24 protein-coding genes are annotated in these 20,967 nt (G+C 54.9%); 15 read left to right on the top strand and 9 right to left on the bottom strand.

The window, feature by feature from the left end:
- Positions 1-32: 32 nt before the first annotated feature.
- Together ABLV08_RS22440 and ABLV08_RS22445 are read right to left on the bottom strand one after the other, a co-directional pair.
- Positions 33-512, bottom strand: coding sequence for an Rrf2 family transcriptional regulator (locus ABLV08_RS22440; protein ID WP_015705070.1), 480 nt, complete (start codon positions 510-512; stop codon positions 33-35).
- 104 nt (positions 513-616) lie between these two features.
- The gene (locus ABLV08_RS22445; protein ID WP_047076313.1) at positions 617-1,507 is read right to left on the bottom strand and encodes an oxidoreductase; all 891 of its coding nucleotides are present in this window, start codon (positions 1,505-1,507) and stop codon (positions 617-619) included.
- A gap of 171 nt (positions 1,508-1,678) precedes the next feature.
- Here ABLV08_RS22445 and ABLV08_RS22450 point away from each other — a divergent pair, with 171 nt between their 5' ends.
- From ABLV08_RS22450 to ABLV08_RS22475, 6 genes are all read left to right on the top strand, one after another.
- A complete protein-coding gene (locus ABLV08_RS22450) occupies positions 1,679-2,161 on the top strand; it encodes a cold shock domain-containing protein (RefSeq protein ID WP_015705072.1) in 483 nt (160 codons plus the stop codon).
- Between the two features lie 50 nt (positions 2,162-2,211).
- On the top strand, positions 2,212-2,751 hold the full coding sequence (locus ABLV08_RS22455) for a DUF2058 domain-containing protein (protein WP_015367123.1): 540 nt from the start codon (positions 2,212-2,214) through the stop codon (positions 2,749-2,751).
- A gap of 299 nt (positions 2,752-3,050) precedes the next feature.
- Complete coding sequence (locus tag ABLV08_RS22460) at positions 3,051-3,308, top strand: YjhX family toxin (RefSeq protein ID WP_015705074.1); 258 nt, start codon at positions 3,051-3,053, stop codon at positions 3,306-3,308.
- Positions 3,309-3,318: 10 nt separating this feature from the next.
- Positions 3,319-4,077: a class I SAM-dependent methyltransferase gene (locus ABLV08_RS22465; RefSeq protein ID WP_320895437.1), complete on the top strand. Its 759-nt coding sequence runs from the start codon at positions 3,319-3,321 to the stop codon at positions 4,075-4,077.
- A gap of 155 nt (positions 4,078-4,232) precedes the next feature.
- Complete coding sequence (locus tag ABLV08_RS22470; RefSeq protein ID WP_108418987.1) at positions 4,233-5,258, top strand: LLM class flavin-dependent oxidoreductase; 1,026 nt, start codon at positions 4,233-4,235, stop codon at positions 5,256-5,258.
- 160 nt (positions 5,259-5,418) lie between these two features.
- Positions 5,419-5,982: a DUF1440 domain-containing protein gene (locus ABLV08_RS22475; RefSeq protein ID WP_015367118.1), complete on the top strand. Its 564-nt coding sequence runs from the start codon at positions 5,419-5,421 to the stop codon at positions 5,980-5,982.
- Positions 5,983-6,063: 81 nt separating this feature from the next.
- Here the strand turns inward: ABLV08_RS22475 and ychF are convergent, their stop codons facing one another.
- Together ychF and pth are read right to left on the bottom strand one after the other, a co-directional pair.
- A complete protein-coding gene (ychF, locus tag ABLV08_RS22480; protein ID WP_058649404.1) occupies positions 6,064-7,155 on the bottom strand; it encodes a redox-regulated ATPase YchF in 1,092 nt (363 codons plus the stop codon).
- Positions 7,156-7,272: 117 nt separating this feature from the next.
- Entirely contained in the window at positions 7,273-7,857 is a 585-nt protein-coding gene (gene pth / locus ABLV08_RS22485) for an aminoacyl-tRNA hydrolase (protein WP_020079124.1), read from the bottom strand.
- Positions 7,858-8,128: 271 nt separating this feature from the next.
- Here pth and ychH point away from each other — a divergent pair, with 271 nt between their 5' ends.
- On the top strand, positions 8,129-8,404 hold the full coding sequence (gene ychH / locus ABLV08_RS22490; protein WP_015367115.1) for a stress-induced protein YchH: 276 nt from the start codon (positions 8,129-8,131) through the stop codon (positions 8,402-8,404).
- A gap of 43 nt (positions 8,405-8,447) precedes the next feature.
- Here the strand turns inward: ychH and dauA are convergent, their stop codons facing one another.
- From dauA to lolB, 4 genes are all read right to left on the bottom strand, one after another.
- Entirely contained in the window at positions 8,448-10,139 is a 1,692-nt protein-coding gene (dauA, locus tag ABLV08_RS22495) for a C4-dicarboxylic acid transporter DauA (protein ID WP_026612348.1), read from the bottom strand.
- 124 nt (positions 10,140-10,263) lie between these two features.
- Positions 10,264-11,211 carry a ribose-phosphate diphosphokinase gene (gene prs, locus ABLV08_RS22500; protein WP_015367113.1) on the bottom strand — a complete coding sequence of 316 codons (948 nt, stop codon included), beginning with the start codon at positions 11,209-11,211 and terminating at the stop codon, positions 10,264-10,266.
- 181 nt (positions 11,212-11,392) lie between these two features.
- Positions 11,393-12,244 (bottom strand): 4-(cytidine 5'-diphospho)-2-C-methyl-D-erythritol kinase, encoded by an 852-nt coding sequence (ispE, locus tag ABLV08_RS22505; RefSeq protein ID WP_015367112.1) that lies wholly within the window; start codon positions 12,242-12,244, stop codon positions 11,393-11,395.
- Positions 12,244-12,858 carry a lipoprotein insertase outer membrane protein LolB gene (gene lolB / locus ABLV08_RS22510; RefSeq protein WP_015705083.1) on the bottom strand — a complete coding sequence of 205 codons (615 nt, stop codon included), beginning with the start codon at positions 12,856-12,858 and terminating at the stop codon, positions 12,244-12,246. The genes ispE and lolB overlap by 1 nt, the downstream gene beginning before the upstream one ends.
- A gap of 271 nt (positions 12,859-13,129) precedes the next feature.
- On the opposite strand from lolB, the gene hemA reads away from it, so the two are divergent.
- Genes hemA through kdsA form a run of 6 tightly spaced genes read left to right on the top strand, consistent with a single transcriptional unit; the run spans position 13,130 to position 18,459 of the window.
- On the top strand, positions 13,130-14,386 hold the full coding sequence (gene hemA / locus ABLV08_RS22515) for a glutamyl-tRNA reductase (RefSeq protein ID WP_015367110.1): 1,257 nt from the start codon (positions 13,130-13,132) through the stop codon (positions 14,384-14,386).
- Positions 14,387-14,426: 40 nt separating this feature from the next.
- Complete coding sequence (prfA, locus tag ABLV08_RS22520; RefSeq protein WP_015367109.1) at positions 14,427-15,509, top strand: peptide chain release factor 1; 1,083 nt, start codon at positions 14,427-14,429, stop codon at positions 15,507-15,509.
- Positions 15,509-16,360, top strand: a complete 852-nt coding sequence (prmC, locus tag ABLV08_RS22525; RefSeq protein WP_047077296.1) for a peptide chain release factor N(5)-glutamine methyltransferase — start codon at positions 15,509-15,511, stop codon at positions 16,358-16,360. Before prfA ends, prmC begins: the two co-directional genes overlap by 1 nt.
- Entirely contained in the window at positions 16,357-16,749 is a 393-nt protein-coding gene (sirB2, locus tag ABLV08_RS22530; protein WP_015367107.1) for an invasion regulator SirB2, read from the top strand. Before prmC ends, sirB2 begins: the two co-directional genes overlap by 4 nt.
- Positions 16,750-16,752: 3 nt before the next feature.
- Positions 16,753-17,565 carry an invasion regulator SirB1 gene (sirB1, locus tag ABLV08_RS22535; protein ID WP_015367106.1) on the top strand — a complete coding sequence of 271 codons (813 nt, stop codon included), beginning with the start codon at positions 16,753-16,755 and terminating at the stop codon, positions 17,563-17,565.
- Between the two features lie 39 nt (positions 17,566-17,604).
- On the top strand, positions 17,605-18,459 hold the full coding sequence (kdsA, locus tag ABLV08_RS22540; protein WP_015367105.1) for a 3-deoxy-8-phosphooctulonate synthase: 855 nt from the start codon (positions 17,605-17,607) through the stop codon (positions 18,457-18,459).
- Positions 18,460-18,537: 78 nt separating this feature from the next.
- Here kdsA and chaA read toward each other — a convergent pair whose 3' ends face one another.
- The gene (chaA, locus tag ABLV08_RS22545; RefSeq protein ID WP_015367104.1) at positions 18,538-19,638 is read right to left on the bottom strand and encodes a sodium-potassium/proton antiporter ChaA; all 1,101 of its coding nucleotides are present in this window, start codon (positions 19,636-19,638) and stop codon (positions 18,538-18,540) included.
- A 265-nt stretch (positions 19,639-19,903) separates the two neighbouring features.
- Between chaA and chaB the strand changes: the two genes are divergently transcribed.
- Positions 19,904-20,134, top strand: coding sequence for a putative cation transport regulator ChaB (gene chaB, locus ABLV08_RS22550; RefSeq protein ID WP_015367102.1), 231 nt, complete (start codon positions 19,904-19,906; stop codon positions 20,132-20,134).
- Positions 20,135-20,282: 148 nt separating this feature from the next.
- The gene (locus ABLV08_RS22555; protein WP_015705085.1) at positions 20,283-20,963 is read left to right on the top strand and encodes a gamma-glutamylcyclotransferase; all 681 of its coding nucleotides are present in this window, start codon (positions 20,283-20,285) and stop codon (positions 20,961-20,963) included.
- Positions 20,964-20,967 lie beyond the last annotated feature (4 nt).

Consider the following 20,967-nt stretch of genomic DNA (forward strand, 5'->3'; position numbering starts at 1 on the left):
TTTAAGGCGGTTTTTTTTCGCAACAAGAAAAGTTAATGCGCTTCTTTATAGCGGGCAGTCAGCTCAGGCAGCGGATCGCAGCCGCTGGTATCGGCTTTTTTGACCTCTTCCAGGGCGCTCGCCACGGTGTGGCGAGCTAACACCGCGAGCGACGCCTGCTCGGCTTCATCGGCTACGGACTTAAAGTACCAGCAAGCGTTGGCGCTGACCACGCAGCGAGCCGGGACGTCAGGGCGAGACGCCCACAGTTTTTTATCTTCAATAACGGAAAGATAGATATCACGCAGCGTGATTTGATCGGCAGGACGGCCAAGATGAATAGAGCCGTTGCGGCCAAGTGTGGAGACGATGATGCCGTCGCGGGTGAGCGGAACCATGAGTTTACGGATAAAGCTCGGGTTGGCTTCCAGGCCGTAGGCCAGGATCGCACTCGTCGAACGTTCACCCAATTGCTCCGCCATCGCTACGCTGAGAACCATCTGCAAAGCTGTCGGGAAGCGGTAATCTAACATTTTCTTGTCCTGGGTTGCGGTGAATCTTGTTCTTTTTGGCACCGCAGAGGTAAATAATCAGTGAGTAACACTATAACAAATACGGTAATTTTTTTGAAGCAATCTTAGCCTGGCCCCTCGCTTCCGGCCGCCAGCAGCGGCACGACGACATCGCTGATGGGGGTGGCAACGCCCAGCGTTCGGCCATAGCGCTGTACAACTCCGTTGCGGATGTCCCATTCCAGCGGACGATTGGCCTGACGGTCGGCAAGTATCGAGGTACTTAAATCCGCCGGTGCCTGATGAAACCCATCAACAATTTCCTGCGGCACGCTATCGGCGAGTACTGCCCCTGCTGCGCGCGCCACCGCCAGACACTCGTGCAGATAGGCCAGCGCCAGCCCGGTGATGTCCTGGCGCGAAAACATCCCGGCGCGGCGATTCGCCAGCACCATCAGGCCAGCGACTGCATTTTGCAGCAGTTTCCGCCAGGCGACCGATGCGAAATCTGCCGTCAACTCAACCGCGCAGCGGGTACCGTCGAGAACCTCGGCTATCTTCTTCCCTTGCGGCGTATCGGGTAGCGTCAGGCGCGGTTTGGCGCGTAACCATACCGAAGCATCCGCCTCTCGTTGTGCCGGAAACCAGACGACCGAAGGCAATACCTTTGCGCCGTTAACATAAGGGTCAAGCAGGCTTTCCTGTTCGACACCGTTCTGTAGTGCGCAGACCACCGTGTTTTCATCGCACAGCGCGTTAAGCCAGCCCGCGCAATCCGCTACCTGGGTGGTTTTCACCGCCACAAACAGCAACTCAATCGGGTGCTCCAGCGTATGTGGATCGGTCAATACTGGTCCTGGAATGATCGTTTCGCCGTCATCCCGGCGCAAAATCAACCGCTGATGCGCGGTGCGCCCGCAGAGCAGCGGTTTGCGGCCCGCTTCATGCAGTACGGCGGCGATGGTCGTGCCGATAGCGCCAGGACCTAGCAACGCAATGGAGGGTAGATTAGGCATCATGCATTCTCCTGAATGAACCGTACTCATTAATGAATCAAATTTTCGGCAAAAGCCAGGATCAATTGCCGATATCAGGCAACACTTAGAGTAAAGGCATGGTCTACGCTGACATTGTGCTTTAAACTGCGCGCTGCAAAATTGAGTAGATAAACGATTAATCAGGCGGTAATGGCGATGAACGGTACGATCACAACGTGGTTTAAAGATAAAGGTTTCGGATTTATCAAAGATGAAAATGGTGATAACCGCTATTTTCACGTGATTAAGGTCGCCAATCCGGAGCTGATTAAGAAAGATGCGGCGGTCACGTTTGAACCTACGACCAATAATAAAGGCCTATCGGCTTACGCGGTGAAGGTCATCCCGGAAAGCAAACATCTGTATATTGCCGGTGAGCGCCTGAAGCTGACATCGATTAAGTCTTACCTGGTCTACAGTGAGGAAGTGCCAGCAGATACGCATATCGACAAGGAAAATGCGGTGCTCTCCGTGGGGCTGCTGATGAACAGCATCAAGCCCAAAGCGAGCGTGAAGCCGGGTGAAATGCGTACGCTGAAAAAGCTGGCGATCACTACCTTTCAGGGCACCACGCTCATCTTCTCTGAAGATGAAATCGACATCGACGCCACGGTGAAGCTCCTGAAAGTCTGACCCTGATTTACCGTATCCAAAACATCATTCAAACGATTGTAGAAACGACGATGACAAAACTTACCTTACAAGAGCAGATGCTGAAAGCGGGTCTGGTCACCAGTAAAAAGATGGCTAAGGTTCAGAGAACGGCGAAAAAGTCACGTGTTCAGGCGCGTGAAGCCCGCGAGGCCGTTGAGGAAAACAAAAAAGCCCAGCTTGAGCGCGACAAGCAGCTCAGCGAGCAGCAAAAGCAAGCGGCTTTAGCAAAAGAGTATAAAGCGCAGGTTAAGCAGCTGATCGAAATGAACCGAATCACGATTGCGAAAGGCCATATCGCTTTTAACTTTACGGATAATAATCTCATCAAAAACATTGATGTGGATAAAACCACCCAGGCGCAGCTCATTAGCGGCCGTCTGGCGATTGCCCGCCTTGCTGTTGATAATAACGGTAAATATGAATACGCGATTATTCCCGCCAGCGTGGCGGATAAAATCGCCCAGCGCGACGCCGAGAGTATTGTGTTGAACAGCGCCCTGAGCCAGGAAGCAGAGGACGAAGACGATCCGTACGCTGACTTTAAAGTACCTGATGATTTGATGTGGTAATCAGGAGCAATGCGTTGCTGCCATTCATTGTGCGCCTTTCGTCATGGGGCGGGGGCGCAATTTCAGATACCGATCACAATTTTCCCGTTTATAAATATCCTTTCTGTCACTGGATGTTATCATCCAGCCGGTAAATACCTTTCAACTCTACCGAGGCTTTGATGCTGGAGAATGTAATCATCTGATAATCAGTTTGCCGACCTTTCAGGCCGGGCTGGTTATCACTGCGCTGAAATCGAATGCGGACACCGCTGCGTGTTTGCACGTTTTGCACATGATGATTAAACAGGTTTTCCAGTATGAATTTATCCCGTCAGGAACAACGTACCTTACACGTTCTCGCGAAAGGCGGACGTATTGCGCACATTCGCGATACCTCAGGCCGCGTCATCGCCGTGGAGTGCTATAGCCGCGAAGGCCTACTGCTCAGCGACTGTACGCTCGCCGTTTTCAAAAAGCTCCGCACTAAAAAACTGATTAAATCCGTTAACGGCCAACCATACCGCATCAACACCAGCGGGCTGAATAACGTTCGCGCCCAGCCGGATAACCGCTAAGGAGAGTGACATGACCACAACTATCGATATCCCACGTATCTTTACCATCAGCGAAAGTGAACATCGTATCCATAACCCCTTCACGGCGGAAAAATATGCCACGCTTGGCCGCGTACTTCGCCTGCAGGCAGGGGCGCAGATCCTCGACCTTGGCAGCGGTTCTGGTGAAATGCTCTGCACCTGGGCGCGGGACCATGCTATCGGCGGTCTGGGCATTGATATGAGCCCATTGTTTACCGCGCAGGCAAAACAACGCGCCGCAGCACTTGGCGTTAGCGATCGCGTCACTTTTCTCCATAGCGATGCGGCAGGTTACGTTGCCGAACGGCAATACGATGTAGCGGCCTGTATCGGCGCGACGTGGATAGCCGGCGGCGTCGCTGGAACCGTGGCGCAGTTAGCCCGCAGCCTTAAGCCAGGCGGTATGCTACTTATCGGGGAACCCTGGTGGCGTAAGGTACCCGCTACAGAAGAAGAGGCGCGCGCCTGCGGCGTTTCTGCGGTGGCCGATTTGTTGCCGCTTCCAGCGCTGGTCGCCACTTTTGGCGAACTGGGCTATGACATTGTTGAGATGGTGCTGGCTGACCGCGAAGGGTGGGACCGTTATGAAGCCGCTAAATGGCTAACGATGCGCCGTTGGCTGCTGGCGAATCCCGACGATGAATTTGCGGCTGAGGTACGTGCGGAGCTCAATGCCGCACCGCTTCGCCACGTCACTTATACCCGGGAATATTTCGGTTGGGGCGTTTTTGCGCTGATGCAGAAATAGCCATCGTTACATTTGGTCAATTTATTTGAACCATTCTGTTAAATAAACGCCATTTATACATTTTGGTTAAGGGGTAGAGTAGGGGGAACCACCAACAGACGCGGAATATTATCTCCGCGTCTGCTGAATGTTTTGCCAAACCAGGGTCTATCCTCATGAAAAAGATTGGATTTTTGTCATTTGGCCACTGGACGCCATCGCCGCAGTCGGCGACTCGTTCCGCTGCCGACACGCTTTTACAATCCATCGATCTGGCCGTTGCCGCCGAAGAGCTAGGCGCGGACGGCGCCTATTTTCGGGTTCACCATTTCGCCCGCCAGCTCAGTTCACCGTTCCCGCTACTGGCCGCTATCGGCGCGAAAACTAAAAAGATTGAGATTGGCACCGGCGTTATCGATATGCGCTACGAAAACCCGCTATATATGGCGGAGGATGCCGGCGCTGCGGATTTGATCTCGGGAGGGCGTTTGCAGCTTGGCATCAGCCGCGGTTCGCCGGAACAGGTGATTGATGGCTGGCGTCATTTCGGTTTTCAACCGCAGGATGGCGAGTCCGACGCTGACATGGCGCGGCGCCATACTGAGGTGCTGCTGGACGTGCTGCGCGGCGAAGGTTTCGCTAAACCTAACCCGCAACCGATGTTCCCCAACCCGCCGGGATTGCTGCGTCTTGAGCCGTATTCCGCCGGACTACGTGAACGTATCTGGTGGGGCGCGGGCTCTAATGCTACGGCGATGTGGGCGGCGAAGCTCGGTATGAACCTGCAGAGCTCGACGCTGAAAGATGATGAGACGGGCGAACCATTCCATATCCAACAGGCGAAACAGATCCGCGCTTATCGTCAGGCCTGGACGGAGGCGGGGCACACGCGTACGCCGCGGGTATCGGTCAGTCGGAGTATTTTTGCCCTGATGGACGATCGCGACCGGATGTATTTTGGCTCCAGCCGGGATAACAGCGATAGTATTGGTTTTCTTGATGAGAAAACCCGCGCCATTTTCGGCCGCAGCTATGCCGCTGAACCCGATAAGCTCATCGAGCAACTGAAACAGGATGAGGCGATCGCAGAAGCGGATACTTTATTGCTGACGGTGCCGAATCAGCTGGGCGTGGATTATAACGCTCACGTGATTGAGTCTATTCTGAAGCACGTTGCACCGGCAATGGGTTGGCGTGATTAAAAGAATGCCACGCGGGGCATTAATTGATGCTCCGCGATGACATAAAAATATTAGCTTTGTTTATCTTTTGAACAAAAAGTGTGATCTTGATCAAGCCATACCCGCGCGGACTTAAAGAATATTGCAATGCTGTAACAATATTATTCATGGCGAGGGATTTATGGCAATTAAGGACTTTTTTGTACAAACTGCACCAGGTCGGCGTCGCTATGGCGTCGCATTATTAGTTGGGGTTATTGCCGGAATTATGTCGGCATTCGTTAAGTGGGGGGCGGAAGTACCTCTGCCGCCGCGAACATTTTCCGGTGGGCGTGATGAATTTAATCCTCCTTATCTCTTTTTACGCGACTATCTTGGCATTGACCCTACTCATACCGTGTACACCTTCTCTGAGCATATCATCAATCCGGTAATGGTCACGCATATCATCTTTTCGCTGGTGTTCGCGATTGGCTATTGCGTGGTGGCGGAGATATTCCCAAAAGTTAAATTATGGCAGGGAGTATGGGCCGGGATTGTCGCCACCATTGCGGTACACTGGATTTCATTTCCGCTATTAGGACTTACGCCGTCGTTATTAAACATTCCGGCTGATGAATATATTTCTGAACTGCTTGGCCATATTTTTTGGTTCTGGGCAATTGAAATGATTCGTCGCGATCTGCGTAACCGAATTACCCACGAGCCTGACGCAGAAATTCCGTTAGATGCGCCATTCAGATAATTTAAAGCCTCGCGAGTCATAAAACCTGCGAGGCTTTGAAATGAAAAATCCGCGCCGGAGCGCGGATTTTATCGTCCGGGATTAGACGTTGAACAAGAAGTTCATTACGTCGCCATCTTTAACGATGTAGTCTTTCCCTTCCGCACGCATTTTACCGGCTTCTTTCGCGCCTTGTTCACCTTTATAAGCAATGAAATCTTCATAGGCGATGGTCTGGGCGCGGATAAAGCCTTTTTCGAAGTCGGTGTGGATTTTACCGGCAGCCTGTGGCGCGGTCGCGCCAACCGGAATAGTCCATGCGCGAACTTCTTTGACGCCAGCGGTGAAGTAAGTCTGCAGGTTCAGCAGAGCGTAGCCTGCGCGGATCACGCGGTTCAGGCCCGGCTCTTCAAGGCCCAGCTCGGCCATGAACTCGTCACGATCTTCGTCGTCCAGCTCGGCAATGTCGGATTCAACGGCGGCGCAAACCGGAACCACCACGGAACCTTCTTGCTCAGCGATAGCGCGAACCTGGTCGAGATACGGATTGTTTTCAAAACCGTCTTCGTTAACGTTGGCGATGTACATGGTCGGCTTCAGGGTCAGGAAGCTCAGATAGCGGATCGCTTCTTTCTCTTCTTTGCTCAGATCCAGCGCCCGCAGCATGCCTGCTTTTTCCAGCTGCGGCAGGCATTTTTCCAGCGCGGCCAGTTCAACCTTAGCGTCTTTATCGCCGCCTTTGGCCTTCTTGGACACGCGGTGAATGGCGCGTTCGCAGGTGTCGAGGTCGGACAGCGCCAGCTCGGTGTTGATAACGTCAATATCTTCCGCCGGATCGACTTTACCCGCGACGTGGATAATGTTGTCATTTTCAAAGCAACGCACTACGTGGCCGATGGCTTCGGTTTCACGAATATTGGTCAGGAACTGGTTACCCAGACCTTCGCCTTTGGACGCGCCTTTAACCAGACCGGCAATATCAACGAATTCCATGGTCGTCGGCAGGATACGCTGCGGCTTGACGATCTCAGCCAGCTTGTCCAGACGCGGATCGGGCATCGGTACGACACCGGTGTTCGGCTCAATGGTACAGAACGGGAAGTTGGCCGCTTCAATACCTGCTTTGGTGAGCGCATTGAACAGGGTGGATTTGCCGACGTTGGGCAAACCGACGATACCGCATTTGAATCCCATGATTTAAATCACCTTAATCTTTGGATAATCAGTCTGTTATGAATAACAGACTGTAGAAAAGTAAATAGCTTCGCCTATTATACACGGTGTGCGGCAAAAATTCCGCACGTCGGACGCTTATTGCGCTTTAAAGGCGTGTAAACGGTTGGTTGCTTTGGTTAAACCGTCTTTCAGCCACACCTCGGTACAGCGCGCCGCTTCATCAACCGCTTCGTCAATTAGCTTCTGTTCGCTGGCCGGTGGTTTACCCAGCACAAAGCCGACAACTTTATTTTTATCGCCCGGATGGCCAATTCCGACGCGTAAGCGGTGAAAGTTTGGGTTATTGCCCAGCTTGCTGATAATGTCCTTCAGGCCATTATGACCGCCGTGCCCGCCGCCAAGTTTGAATTTAGCGACGCCGGGGGGTAAATCGAGCTCGTCGTGGGCGACCAGAATTTCATCCGGATTAATACGGTAAAAGGTAGCCATCGCGGCCACCGCTTTGCCGCTGAGATTCATAAAGGTGGTCGGCACCAGCAGGCGCACGTCTTCCCCCGCCAGGCTCAGGCGCGAGGTATAGCCGAAGAATTTGCTCTCTTCTCGCAGCGGCGCGCGGTGGCGCTCCGCCAGTAAATCTACGTACCAGGCGCCGGCGTTATGGCGCGTTGCCGCGTATTCCGCTCCGGGGTTAGCCAGGCCGACAATCAGTTTTATCGTCACTTTTTATTCCTGCATGGGTCTTTCTTTGCCGCGTAGTGTACTGCCTGCGTCGGCGCTTGACAAAATTCTGCCAGCGAAACGCTACCGTTACTGATAATTTCCACTTTGAACCATTAGAATTTGATGTTGTTCAGTGGCTTATTTGTAAACTTTTGTTGATCAGATGTTCCCGAATGTGATCACTCACGCAATCACTCATATCCCTATTGTCTATACTTAACCTATAAATTTTGGGGATATTCCCATGTAGCCCAAGGTCCGGAGGTGACATATGAAACGCAGAAACGCTTCGTTACTCGGTAACATACTGATGGGTTTAGGGTTGGTTGTAATGGTGGTCGGCGTTGGTTACTCTATTTTAAACCAGCTTCCACAATTTAACCTGCCGCAATTCTTTGCTCATGGCGCGGTGTTGAGTATTTTCGTCGGCGCCGTTTTGTGGCTGGCGGGCGCTCGCGTTGGCGGTCATGAAAGAGTCTCCGACCGTTATTGGTGGGTACGCCACTACGATAAACGCTGCCGTCGCGACCAGCATCGTCACAGCTAACTAAATTTAGCTCGCCGGATCTCCCTTCCGGCGAGCCTCTCGTTTATTGCGTTAATTCAATATCCGCCAGCGCCGCGGTACGGTCCGGGTAGAAGCTCAGGCGTCCCGGAATCGGCTGGACCCCTGCGCGCGCCAAAGTACGCAGCGGCTGGAACTCAAGGTTCGATACCCGCAGCTCGCAGCCTTCCGGCAGGCGCTTCACAAAGCGCAAGAAAGCGTCAAGACCGCCGGCGTCCAGCACCGGCACCGCATCCCACTTCAGCACCACCACGCGCTTGCCTGCAATCCGGCTTTCCAAATCGGTGAACAATCCTTCCGCCGCGGCGAAGAACAGCGGGCCGATCACCCGTAGCACCAGAACATCGTCCGGCACTTCAACGTTGACCGGCGCCAGTCGCGTCATGCGCGCGATGCGGCGCATAAACAGCAGCGAAGCCAGCACGATACCGACGCTAATGGCGATGACCATATCGAACAGCACGGTCAGCGACATGCACATCAACAGCACAACGATGTCGTCTTTTGGCCCGTGGCGTAGCAGGTTAATCACCTTATGCGCCTCGCTCATGTTCCACGCTACCATCAGCAGCAGGGCAGCCATGGCCGACAGCGGCAGCCACGAGAGCAGCGGGGCGAGGATTAGCAGCGCGAGGATCACCAGCAGGGCATGGATCACCGCGGAAATCGGCGAGGTCGCGCCGGCGCGCACGTTAGCCGCGGAGCGAGCAATCGCCGCGGTGGCGGTAATGCCGCCAAAGAATGGCGCGATGATATTGCCCAGGCCCTGGCCGACCAGCTCGCTATTCGCTTTGTGTTTGGTGCCGGTCATACCATCGAGCACCACCGCGCAGAGCAGTGATTCAATGGCGCCCAGCATCGCCATAGAGAAGGCGGCAGGCAGCAGCGCGCGCAGCGACGACCAGCTCAGGGTGAACTCCGAGCCCGGCATATCCCACGGCAACACCAGCTGCGGCAGCAATTGCGGGATACCGTTGCCCTGGCTGCCATCGGCGAGGATATAGTGGAACTGCGAGCCGATGGTCGCCACATGTCCGCCGAGCAAATTAACGATGCCCATCACCGCACAGCCCGCCAGCAGCGCCGGCAGGTGCCCCGGCAGGCGGATGCCCAAACGCGGCCAGAAAATCAGAATACCCAGCGTCACGATACCGATGGCGGCATCGCCAACGTTAATTGTCGGCAGCGCCATCACCAGCGCGCCGACTTTCTGCAGATAGTGCTCTGGGACATGCGCCATCTGCAGACCAAGGAAGTCTTTAATTTGCATGGTACCGATGGTGATGCCGATACCGGAGGTAAAGCCAAGAGTGACTGAAAGCGGGATATATTCAATCAGACGGCCAAAGCGGGCGAGGCCGAAAAGGATTAAGAAGATACCCGACATTAGCGTCGCCACCAGCAAGCCGGCCAGGCCAAACTGTTGTGACACCGGATAGAGGATCACCACGAAGGCCGCGGTGGGGCCGGAAACGCTAAAGCGCGAACCGCCGGTCAGGGCGATGACAATCCCCGCCACCGCCGAGGTGTAGAGTCCATATTGAGGCGCTACGCCGCTGCCAATTGCTAACGCCATCGCCAGCGGGATAGCGATGATCCCGACGGTTATCCCGGCGATGAGATCGCGGGTAAAGCGCGATGCGGTGTACTTTTCTTTCCAGCAAGCGTCGATGAGGGCGCGGAAAGGCATCACATGTGAGGAAAATAATCTATTCACAATAATGTTTCATCCATGAGCGAATCATCTGTCAACTGAATGGCAGGTGAAGGAGGCATTAGTCATACAAATATGAACCAGAGACAAAAAAACCCGCCGCAGCGGGTTTTTCGGCTGGGCTCGATTAGTGCTCGAACATAGCGGAAATGGATTCTTCGTTGCTGATACGACGAATCGCTTCGGCCAGCATACCTGACAGGGTCAGGGTGCGGACTTTGTCCAGCGCTTTGATTTCCGGCGTCAGCGGAATGGTATCGCAGACGACGAATTCATCAATCACAGAGTTTTTAATGTTCTGGATAGCATTGCCGGAGAAGATCGGGTGAGTCGCGTAGGCGAAGACACGTTTCGCACCGCGCTCTTTCAGCGCTTCCGCGGCTTTACACAGGGTACCGCCGGTATCGATCATGTCATCAACCATCACGCAGTCACGGCCAGCGACGTCGCCGATGATATGCATCACCTGAGAAACGTTAGCGCGCGGGCGGCGTTTATCGATGATCGCCATGTCGGTATCGTTCAGCAGCTTCGCGATAGCGCGAGCGCGAACCACGCCGCCGATGTCCGGAGAAACCACGATCGGGTTGTCCAGATTCAGCTGCAGCATATCTTCGAGCAGAATTGGGCTACCGAATACGTTATCAACAGGAACATCAAAGAAGCCCTGAATCTGTTCAGCGTGCAGGTCAACGGTCAGTACGCGGTCAACGCCGACACTGGACAGGAAGTCAGCGACGACTTTAGCGGTGATTGGCACACGAGCGGAACGTACGCGACGGTCCTGGCGGGCATAGCCGAAGTAAGGGATAACAGCGGTGATACGACCTGCAGAAGCGCGACGCAGGGCATCAACCATAACAACCAATTCCATCAGGTTGTCATTGGTGGGAGCACAAGTGGACTGGATGATGAAAATATCACCACCGCGTACGTTTTCGTTGATTTGTACGCTGACTTCGCCGTCGCTAAAACGACCTACAGCGGCGTCGCCAAGAGAAGTGTACAGGCGGTTGGCAATACGTTGTGCTAGTTCCGGGGTGGCGTTACCAGCAAAAAGCTTCATATCAGGCACGAGAAGAACCTCAGGCATGCGTCCAGTGGTGGATGAAACGGGCCATAAAACTGTGCGGGCCGGCGCCATCTCATCCAGGCGGTGTATTAAAGAGCACGATGCAACGTCTGGAACAGGGTGACGTTGTCACCGATACTCTGTTTGCCCGGCAAACTTGCCGTTATTCATGCAAAAAGCAGAATTACTTCAGTAGGGCTTGCTTCAGCGGCGAGACATTAATTCCTCGCGCAACAAAGCCTTGCAGCCATTCCGGGGCTTTTTCCAGCACCTGACGAGCGGCGGATTCGGTGTCAAATTCAGCAAACACACAGGCTCCTGTGCCAGTCAGGCGCGACGGCGCGTATTCTAACAGCCAGGAAAGCGTTGCATCAACCTCACGAAAACGTTTTCTTGCGATAACCTCGCAATCGTTGCCGAATTCACAGTTTAGTAAGGTATTAATTGACCTGCTCGGGGTATTTCGTGGTAACTCCGGATCGCGAAAAATGATCGGCGTCGGGATACTCACGCCCGGGTGGGCGACCAGATACCATTTTTCCGGCGGATCGACCGGGGTGAGAATCTCGCCAACCCCTTCGGCAAACGCCGCGTGACCGCGAACGAAAACCGGGACATCGGCGCCGAGCTGTAGCCCAAGCGTCGCCAGCTGGTCTTCGCTAAGCCCGCAGCCCCACAGATGATTGAGGGCTACCAGCACCGTCGCGGCGTTAGAAGAGCCGCCGCCTAAGCCGCCGCCCATCGGCAGGCGTTTGTCGATGCTGATATCCGCGCCGCTGCCTGCGGGGAGTTGACCGTGAGACTCCGCCGCTGCCATCAGCAATCTGGCGGCGCGGATAATCAGGTTCTCTTCATCCGGCACGCCGGCGACCGGCGTTAACAACCGCAGTTTCCCGTCGCGGCGCGGTTCAATGGTCAGCGTGTCGCCATAGTCGAGAAACTGAAACAACGTCTGCAGCGTGTGATAACCATCGGCGCGTTGACCAGTGATATACAAAAACAGATTCAATTTTGCAGGGGCGGGCCAGCGACTCATCATTTCACAATCCAGTTATCCATTTTCAGCTTGATGCGCTGGCTGCCGTTGTTGAGTTCCATATTAGACGGCAGGGTGGGTTTGGTGTCGCTGGTGTAGCCGCTGTAGGTCACGTGCCAGGTTTTACCGTTCTGCGTGTAGTTGAGTTCGCGCAGGCGGTACTGGTCATCCAGCGAATAGTCGGTGGCATCGCCCGGCAGGCCGATAATCCACTGACGCAGGCTGTTAAGCGGGATCGGCATGCCGGTCAGGCGGCCAATCATCTCTTCGGCATCGGTGGCGTTGTAGGTTTGGCCTTTGTTGTCAATCAATTGGACGCCGCCCGGCTGCGCGGTTAATGACAGTTCGGTGCTGCCAAGCGGGTTGGTCAGCAGCAGGCGGTAGCGGTCCTGGCCGGTTTGTTGCCAGAAGAAACGGGCATACACTTTCTGCTCATCGGAAAGATAGGCAAACGCCCCGCGGGTCTGGAACTGGTTAAGGTTGCGGACATCCTGCTGGTGCTGGCGCCATTGCGGGGAGTCCGGGCTTTTGCCTGGCCCTTGCGGCGGAGTATTGATTGCACAGGCGGTCAGAACGAGGCTTGCCAACGGCAGCAGGCGGAACAGTCGATTCATAATGATGACAAATCCTTGATGTCTACAGTGAAATGCGGCGACTGATGGTTCGCACACCGATTTGTGTAGCGGGTTGCAATAATAACCCTTAATGCTAGCGTCGCTGGCCGATAGCGTCTACGTTCAAGTTGTCTGAAATCAAAAAATTACCGTTAGTGGCTATTAAGCCCTGACTATTACTCCAAAAGGGGGGCGTCTCTTTTATTGAGTACGCGCATCCTGTATGATGCGCTCAGACTAACCTTAGCAACGCTGGTACTATTCCCTCACCATGACCCTTTTAGCTCTTGGCATCAACCACAAAACAGCTCCGGTAGCGCTGCGAGAACGCGTAACGTTTTCGCCGGATACGCTCGACAAGGCGCTGGAGAGCTTATTGGCTCAGCCGATGGTGCAGGGCGGGGTGGTGCTATCAACCTGTAATCGCACGGAGCTGTATCTCAGCGTTGAAGAGCAGGACAACCTGCAGGAAGCGCTGATCCGCTGGCTATGTGACTTCCACGGCCTGAATGAAGAAGACCTACGTAAAAGTCTTTATTGGCATCAGGATAACGACGCCGTCAGCCATCTGATGCGTGTCGCCAGCGGCCTGGATTCACTCGTGCTTGGCGAGCCGCAAATCCTCGGGCAGGTGAAAAAAGCGTTTGCGGATTCCAGCCGCGGCCATCTGAACGTCAGCGAACTGGAGCGTATGTTCCAGAAATCGTTTTCGGTAGCTAAGCGTGTACGGACCGAAACCGATATCGGCGCCAGCGCCGTTTCTGTTGCTTTCGCCGCCTGTACGCTGGCGCGACAAATTTTTGAATCGCTCTCCAGCGTCACGGTGTTACTGGTTGGCGCGGGGGAAACTATCGAACTGGTCGCCCGCCATCTGCGCGAACATAACGTTCGCAAAATGGTGATTGCCAACCGCACCCGTGAACGCGCCCAGGCGCTGGCGGATGAAGTCGGCGCGGAAGTTATCGCCCTCAGCGATATCGACGAGCGTTTAAAAGACGCCGATATTATTATCAGTTCTACCGCCAGCCCGCTGCCGATCATCGGCAAAGGGATGGTCGAGCGCGCGCTGAAGGCGCGCCGCAATCAGCCGATGCTGCTGGTGGATATCGCGGTGCCCCGCGACGTCGAGCCGGAAGTCGGCAAGCTGGCCAACGCCTATCTGTACAGCGTTGATGACCTGCAAAATATCATTCAGCACAATCTGGCGCAGCGTAAGGCCGCGGCGGTGCAGGCGGAATCGATCGTCGAGCAGGAAACCAGCGAATTTATGGCCTGGCTGCGCGCCCAAAGCGCCAGCGAGACTATCCGCGAATATCGTTCCCAATCCGAGCAGGTTCGCGAGGAGCTGACGGCGAAAGCGCTTGCCGCGCTGGAGCAGGGCGGCGATGCGCAGGAAATTATGCAAGATCTGGCCCGTAAGCTGACCAACCGCCTGATCCACGCTCCAACCAAATCTCTTCAGCAGGCTGCCCGTGACGGGGATGATGAACGCCTGCATATTCTGCGCAACAGCCTCGGGCTGGAATAGCGCACATTTCTCTATTTAAAGACAGGGTGAATTCACGCCTATGAAGCCTTCTATTGTTGCTAAACTGGAAGCTCTGTACGAACGCCATGAAGAAGTTCAGGCGCTGCTTGGCGACGCCGCCACCATTGCCGACCAGGACCGTTTCCGCGCGCTGTCGCGCGAATATGCGCAGCTTGGCGATGTTGCCCGCTGCTATACCGACTGGCGCCAGGTGCAGGACGATATCGAAACCGCGCAGATGATGCTCGACGATCCGGAAATGCGCGAAATGGCGCAGGAAGAGCTGCGCGATGCCAAAGAAAAAAGCGAAGCGCTGGAACAACAGCTGCAGGTGTTGCTGCTGCCGAAAGATCCGGACGATGAACGTAACGCTTTTGTCGAAGTTCGCGCCGGTACCGGCGGCGATGAAGCGGCGCTGTTCGCCGGGGATCTCTTCCGCATGTACACCCGCTACGCCGAAGCCCGCCGCTGGCGGGTCGAAATCATGAGCGCCAACGAAGGCGAACATGGCGGATTTAAAGAAGTGATTGCCAAGATCAGCGGCGATGGCGTCTATGGGCGGCTGAAATTTGAATCCGGCGGCCATCGCGTCCAGCGCGTTCCGGCGACCGAATCCCAGGGGCGTATCCACACCTCCGCCTGTACCGTGGCGGTGATGCCGGAGCTGCCGGAAGCCGAAATGCCGGATATCAACCCGGCGGACCTGCGTATTGATACCTTCCGCTCCTCGGGCGCGGGCGGTCAGCACGTCAACACCACCGACTCCGCTATCCGTATTACCCACTTGCCGACCGGTATCGTCGTTGAGTGTCAGGACGAACGTTCACAGCATAAAAACAAAGCCAAGGCGCTGTCGGTGCTGGGCGCGCGTATTCGCGCCGCCGAAGTCGCCAAGCGTCAGCAGGCGGAAGCGTCTACCCGCCGTAACCTGCTGGGCAGCGGCGACCGCAGCGACCGCAATCGTACCTACAACTTCCCACAGGGGCGCGTGACCGACCACCGTATCAACCTGACTCTTTACCGTCTGGATGAAACCATGGAAGGCAAACTGGATATGCTGATCGAACCGATTGTGCAGGAATTCCAGGCTGACCAGCTGGCGGCGCTTTCCGAGCAGGAATGATGACCTTTCGACAGTGGCTTACTCAGGCAATAGCCCGGCTCGGCGCGAGCGACAGCCCGCGTCGCGACGCCGAGATCTTACTGGGGCACGTCACCGGCAAAGCGCGGACCTGGATCCTCGCTTTTGACGAAACCGTATTGACGGCGGAACAGTTGGCGGAGCTGGAAGCATTGCTGGCGCGCCGCGCCAACGGCGAGCCGGTGGCTCATCTGGTTGGTCAGCGCGAGTTCTGGTCGCTGCCGCTGTTTGTCTCGCCGGCGACGCTGATCCCGCGGCCCGACACCGAATGCCTGGTCGAGCAGGCGCTGGTACGCTTGCCGCAGACGGCCTGCCGTATCCTGGATCTTGGCACCGGCACCGGCGCTATCGCCCTGGCGTTGGCCAGCGAGCGGGCGGACTGCAAGGTCACTGCCGTTGATTTTATACCTGACGCCGCGGCGCTCGCCGCGCGCAATGCCGCCCATCTCGCTCTCAACAACGTGACCGTGCTGCAGAGCGACTGGTTTAGCGCGCTCAAGGGGCAGAGGTTCGCGATGATTGTCAGTAATCCCCCCTATATCGATGAAACCGATCCGCATCTTGCCGAGGGCGATGTCCGCTTTGAGCCGAGAACGGCATTGGTCGCCGCCGACCAGGGGCTGGCCGATTTAGCGCATATCATCCGTGAAGGGCGTCAGTACTTGTTACCCAACGCTTATATGCTACTGGAGCATGGCTGGAAGCAGGGCGAGGCGGTACGCGCATTGTTTAATGAAGCAGGTTATCTCGATGTCGAGACCTGCCGCGATTATGGCGATAACGAACGTCTGACTCTCGGGCGTTGGCCGCACAAGGAGCAAGCCGGCGAATGAATTTATTTACAGCAGTACTCTATTTGCATATTGCCTGCGTGGTGACATCCGTCGGGCTTTTCGTGCTGCGTTACTGGTGGACCTACAGCGGCAGCGCGATGCTCAACCAGCGCTGGGTGCGTATCGCGCCGCATTGTAGCGATACGCTGCTGTTTCTCAGCGGCGCGGGATTAATGGCGATTACGCACTATCTGCCGTTTACCGAAGATGGCGCATGGCTGACTGAAAAGCTGTTTGGCGTTATCATTTACATCGCATTAGGATTTATTGCGTTGGGCCGACGTCGCCCACGCCGCCAGCAGACCCGGTTCATCGCCTTTCTGCTGGCGCTGGTGGTGTTGTTCTTCATCGTTCAACTCGCCATCACAAGAATACCGTTACTGGGGTAAGGCATGAGGTCATTAGCTGATTTCGAATTTAACAAAGCGCCATTATGCGAAGGCATGGTCCTCATTTCTGAATTGATCCGCGACGACTTTCCGACGCACTTTGTGCAGGATGAGCTGCAGCGGTTGTTAACACTGGCGCAGGAAGAGATTGCCACCTCCTGGGATCAGGAGCGTCAGCTCGACCGGCTGCTGGAATTGTTCTATCACGAGTGGGGCTTCGGCGCGTCGCAGGGCATTTATCGTCTGTCCGATGCGTTATGGCTGGATAAAGTGCTGGTGAATCGCCAGGGGAGCGCCGTGTCGCTGGGGGCGATTCTGTTATGGATTGCCCAGCGTCTGGATTTACCGGTGGTACCGGTTATTTTCCCCACGCAGATGCTGCTGCGCGCCGACCCGGAAGCCAGCGAAGAGATGTGGTTGATTAATCCATTCAACGGCGAGACGCTTGATGAACACACGCTCGAGGTGTGGCTGAAGGGGAATATCAGCCCGGTGGCCGAGCTGTTCAATGAAGATCTCGATGAGGCCGATAACGCCGAAGTGATCCGCAAACTGCTCGATACGCTGAAATCGGCGTTGATGGAAGAGCGGCAGATGGAGCTGGCCCTACGCGCCAGCGAAGCGCTGCTGCAGTTTAATCCCGAAGACCCGTATGAAATTCGCGACCGCGGGCTTATCTATGCCCAACTGGAGTGCGATCACGTGGCGCTGCTGGATCTCAATTATTTCGTTGAGCAGTGTCCGGAGGATCCGATTAGCGAGATGATCCGTGCGCAGATCAACACGATTTCACATAAACAAATTACATTGCATTAGTCTGGAACCATTCCGGTTACACCCTGATAAGGCGATCTTATGAAACAAAAAGTGGTTAGCATTGGTGATATCAACGTAGCAAACGACCTGCCGTTCGTGCTGTTTGGCGGAATGAACGTGCTGGAGTCCCGCGATCTTGCGATGCGTATCTGCGAACATTATGTGACCGTCACGCAAAAGCTGGGCATTCCGTATGTGTTCAAAGCCTCTTTTGATAAAGCCAACCGTTCTTCCATCCACTCCTATCGTGGGCCGGGTCTGGAAGAAGGGATGAAGATTTTCCAGGAGCTGAAGCAGACCTTCGGCGTGAAAATCATCACCGACGTCCACGAAGCCAGCCAGGCGCAGCCGGTGGCCGACGTGGTTGACGTGATCCAGCTGCCGGCGTTCCTCGCGCGTCAGACTGACCTGGTAGAAGCGATGGCTAAAACCGGCGCTGTCATCAACGTCAAGAAACCGCAATTCGTCAGCCCGGGCCAGATGGGCAACATCGTTGATAAATTTATTGAAGGCGGGAACGACAAAGTGATCCTGTGCGATCGCGGCGCTAATTTCGGCTACGACAACCTGGTCGTTGATATGCTCGGCTTCGGCGTAATGAAGAAAGCGTCCAACAACTCGCCGGTCATCTTTGACGTGACCCACGCCCTGCAGTGCCGCGACCCGTTTGGCGCTGCTTCAGGCGGTCGCCGCGCTCAGGTGACGGAACTGGCTCGCGCCGGGATGGCGGTGGGTATCGCCGGTCTGTTCATTGAAGCGCATCCGGATCCGGATCACGCGAAATGTGACGGCCCGTCCGCGCTGCCGCTGGCTAAACTGGAACCGTTCCTGAAGCAAATGAAAGCGATCGACGATCTGGTGAAAAGCTTCGACGAGCTGGATACCAGCAACTAAGTTTCGCTGAGCTGTAAAAAAGCCTGCCGGTTTCGCCGCCGACAGGCTTTTTTTTGGGCTTTATTACTGATTACCCGGTCAGGCAAATATCGTCATCAGGTAGGCGGCGAACAGCGCCAGATGTGCCGCGCCGTTAAGGACATTGGTGCGCCCGGTTGAGAACGAAATATGGCACAGCACCAGCGATGCCACCATCACCACCATTTCCGGCGCTCCCAAACCGAAGCGGAGTTCATTGCCGGTAAGGAAAGCGATAAGCGTGACGACAGGCACCGTCAGGGAAATCGTCGCCAGCACCGAACCGAAGAACAAATTCATCGCGCGCTGTACCTGGTTGTTCAGCACCGCTTTCAAGGCGCCGAGTCCTTCCGGCGAGAGAATCAATAGCGCCACCAGGAAACCGGTAAAGGCCACCGGCGCGTTCATGCTGGTCAACAGCGTTTCCAGTGGATTAGCGTTCATTTTGGTAACGGCGATAACCGCAACCAGGTGTACCAGTAACCAGGCCGTGTGCCAGCCGCTGCTATGCGCCGAGGGCTTACCGTGATGCGGGTCGTCATCGTCGCTGTCATCTTCATGCTCGTACACAAACAGGCTCTGGTGCGTTTTGGTCTGAATGAGCAGGAATACGCCATACATGGCGGCGGAAATCAGCGCCACCAGTAGCGCCTGGCCGGTGCTGAAATTGGCGCCCGGTAACGCCATCGGGAATACCAGTACGATAATCGCCAGCGGGAAGAGGGCGATCAGATACTGCTTGATACCAAACAAATTCATATACTGCGTGGCGAATTTACGTCCGCCCAGCAGTAAAGAGAAGCCGACCAGACCGCCGGTGACGATCATAATGATTGAATATAACGTATCGCGCATTAGCGTTGGCGCGGCGTCGCCGGTCGCCATTAATGCGGAAATGAGGCTCACTTCAAGAATGACCACTGACAGGCTCAAAATTAATGAACCATAGGGCTCGCCGAGGCGGTGAGCAAGAACGTCGGCATGGCGAACCACGCTAAATGCGCTACTCAGAATCCCGACCAGCGCCAGAATATTAATCGCAACGACCACTGGTAGTGATTGACTGCTTCCCCAGAGAAACAGCACCACCAGTGCTAAAACCGGAAAAACGAGGGAGGTCTCCTTGTGGCGGGTCTTAACCGCCTCATGTGCATGTGTCATGAACCATCTCCATTTATGCAGGTGTTATAATTATAGATAACGTAAGTTGATAAAATAACAGACATTGATAGGTTTAATTTGTATTTTTACTTAAATTTACCACTCTTGCATAAGAAATTCGTTGGTCTGCTAAAAAAGGCTGTTACGTATGTTTTATACATATTTTTCAGATGATTACTAAAATTCATTTCTCAATATTCCTGTCATTTGCCAACCCGGGAATTGTGTTCCAGACTTAGCTTTTACCCTGATTCTGGAGGTCATTATGCCTTACCGTAGTAAACAAGAACTTCCCGATAGCGTTCAGCACGTCTTGCCGGAACACGCGCAGGAAATTTATAAAGAAGCTTTCAATAGCGCGTGGGATCAATATAAAGATAAAGCCGACCGTCGCGATGATGCCAGCCGTGAGGAGACGGCGCATAAAGTCGCCTGGGCGGCGGTGAAAAATGATTATCAAAAAGGCGATGACGACAAATGGCATAAGAAAAAGTAATCACTTTTGCGATCTAATTTTTTGTCAGTCCCCTTGTCAACGCTCCGTTAATTGCTTATTGAGTAATAAAGCTGGATAATAATTCAGCAATATTCACGGATGGCACAGATTATCGCCGGGAAGCAGGCAGTGGCGGAGGTAGTAGAAAGTGTTAACTCGTGATTTCTTAATGAATGCGGATTGTAAAACGGCGTTTGGCGCGATTGAGGAATCGCTGCTGTGGTCGGCGGAGCAGCGGGCGGCCTCGTTGGCGGCGACTCTGGCCTGTCGTCCGGATAACGGTTCGGTGTGGATTTTCGGCTACGGTTCGTTGATGTGGAACCCGGCGCTGGAATACAGCGAATCCTGCACCGGTACGCTGCCGGGTTGGCATCGCGCATTTTGCCTGCGCCTGACCGCCGGTCGCGGCAGCGCACATCAGCCGGGCAGGATGTTGGCGTTGAAGGAAGGCGGGCGTACCACCGGCGTGGCCTATCGTCTGCCGGATGAGACGCTGGAGCAAGAGTTGACGCTTCTGTGGAAGCGGGAAATGATCACCGGCTGCTATTTGCCAACCTGGTGCCGTCTTGAGCTGGACGATGGGCGTACGGTGAATGCGCTGGTGTTTATTATGGATCCGCGCCACCCACTGTATGAATCTGATACCAGCGCACAAACCATCGCGCCGCTGATAGCCCGCGCCAGCGGGCCGCTCGGCACCAATGCCCAGTATCTCTTTTCGTTGGATCAGGAATTACGCAAGCTTGGCATGCGCGACGCCAGTCTTGACGATCTGATTATCCAGGTGCGACATCTGGTCGGCGAGGCGAGCCAACCTGGGCTCGCATAAAACG

Source organism: Klebsiella sp. CN_Kp088 (genome assembly GCF_040064335.1).
Taxonomy (GTDB): domain Bacteria; phylum Pseudomonadota; class Gammaproteobacteria; order Enterobacterales; family Enterobacteriaceae; genus Klebsiella; species Klebsiella aerogenes.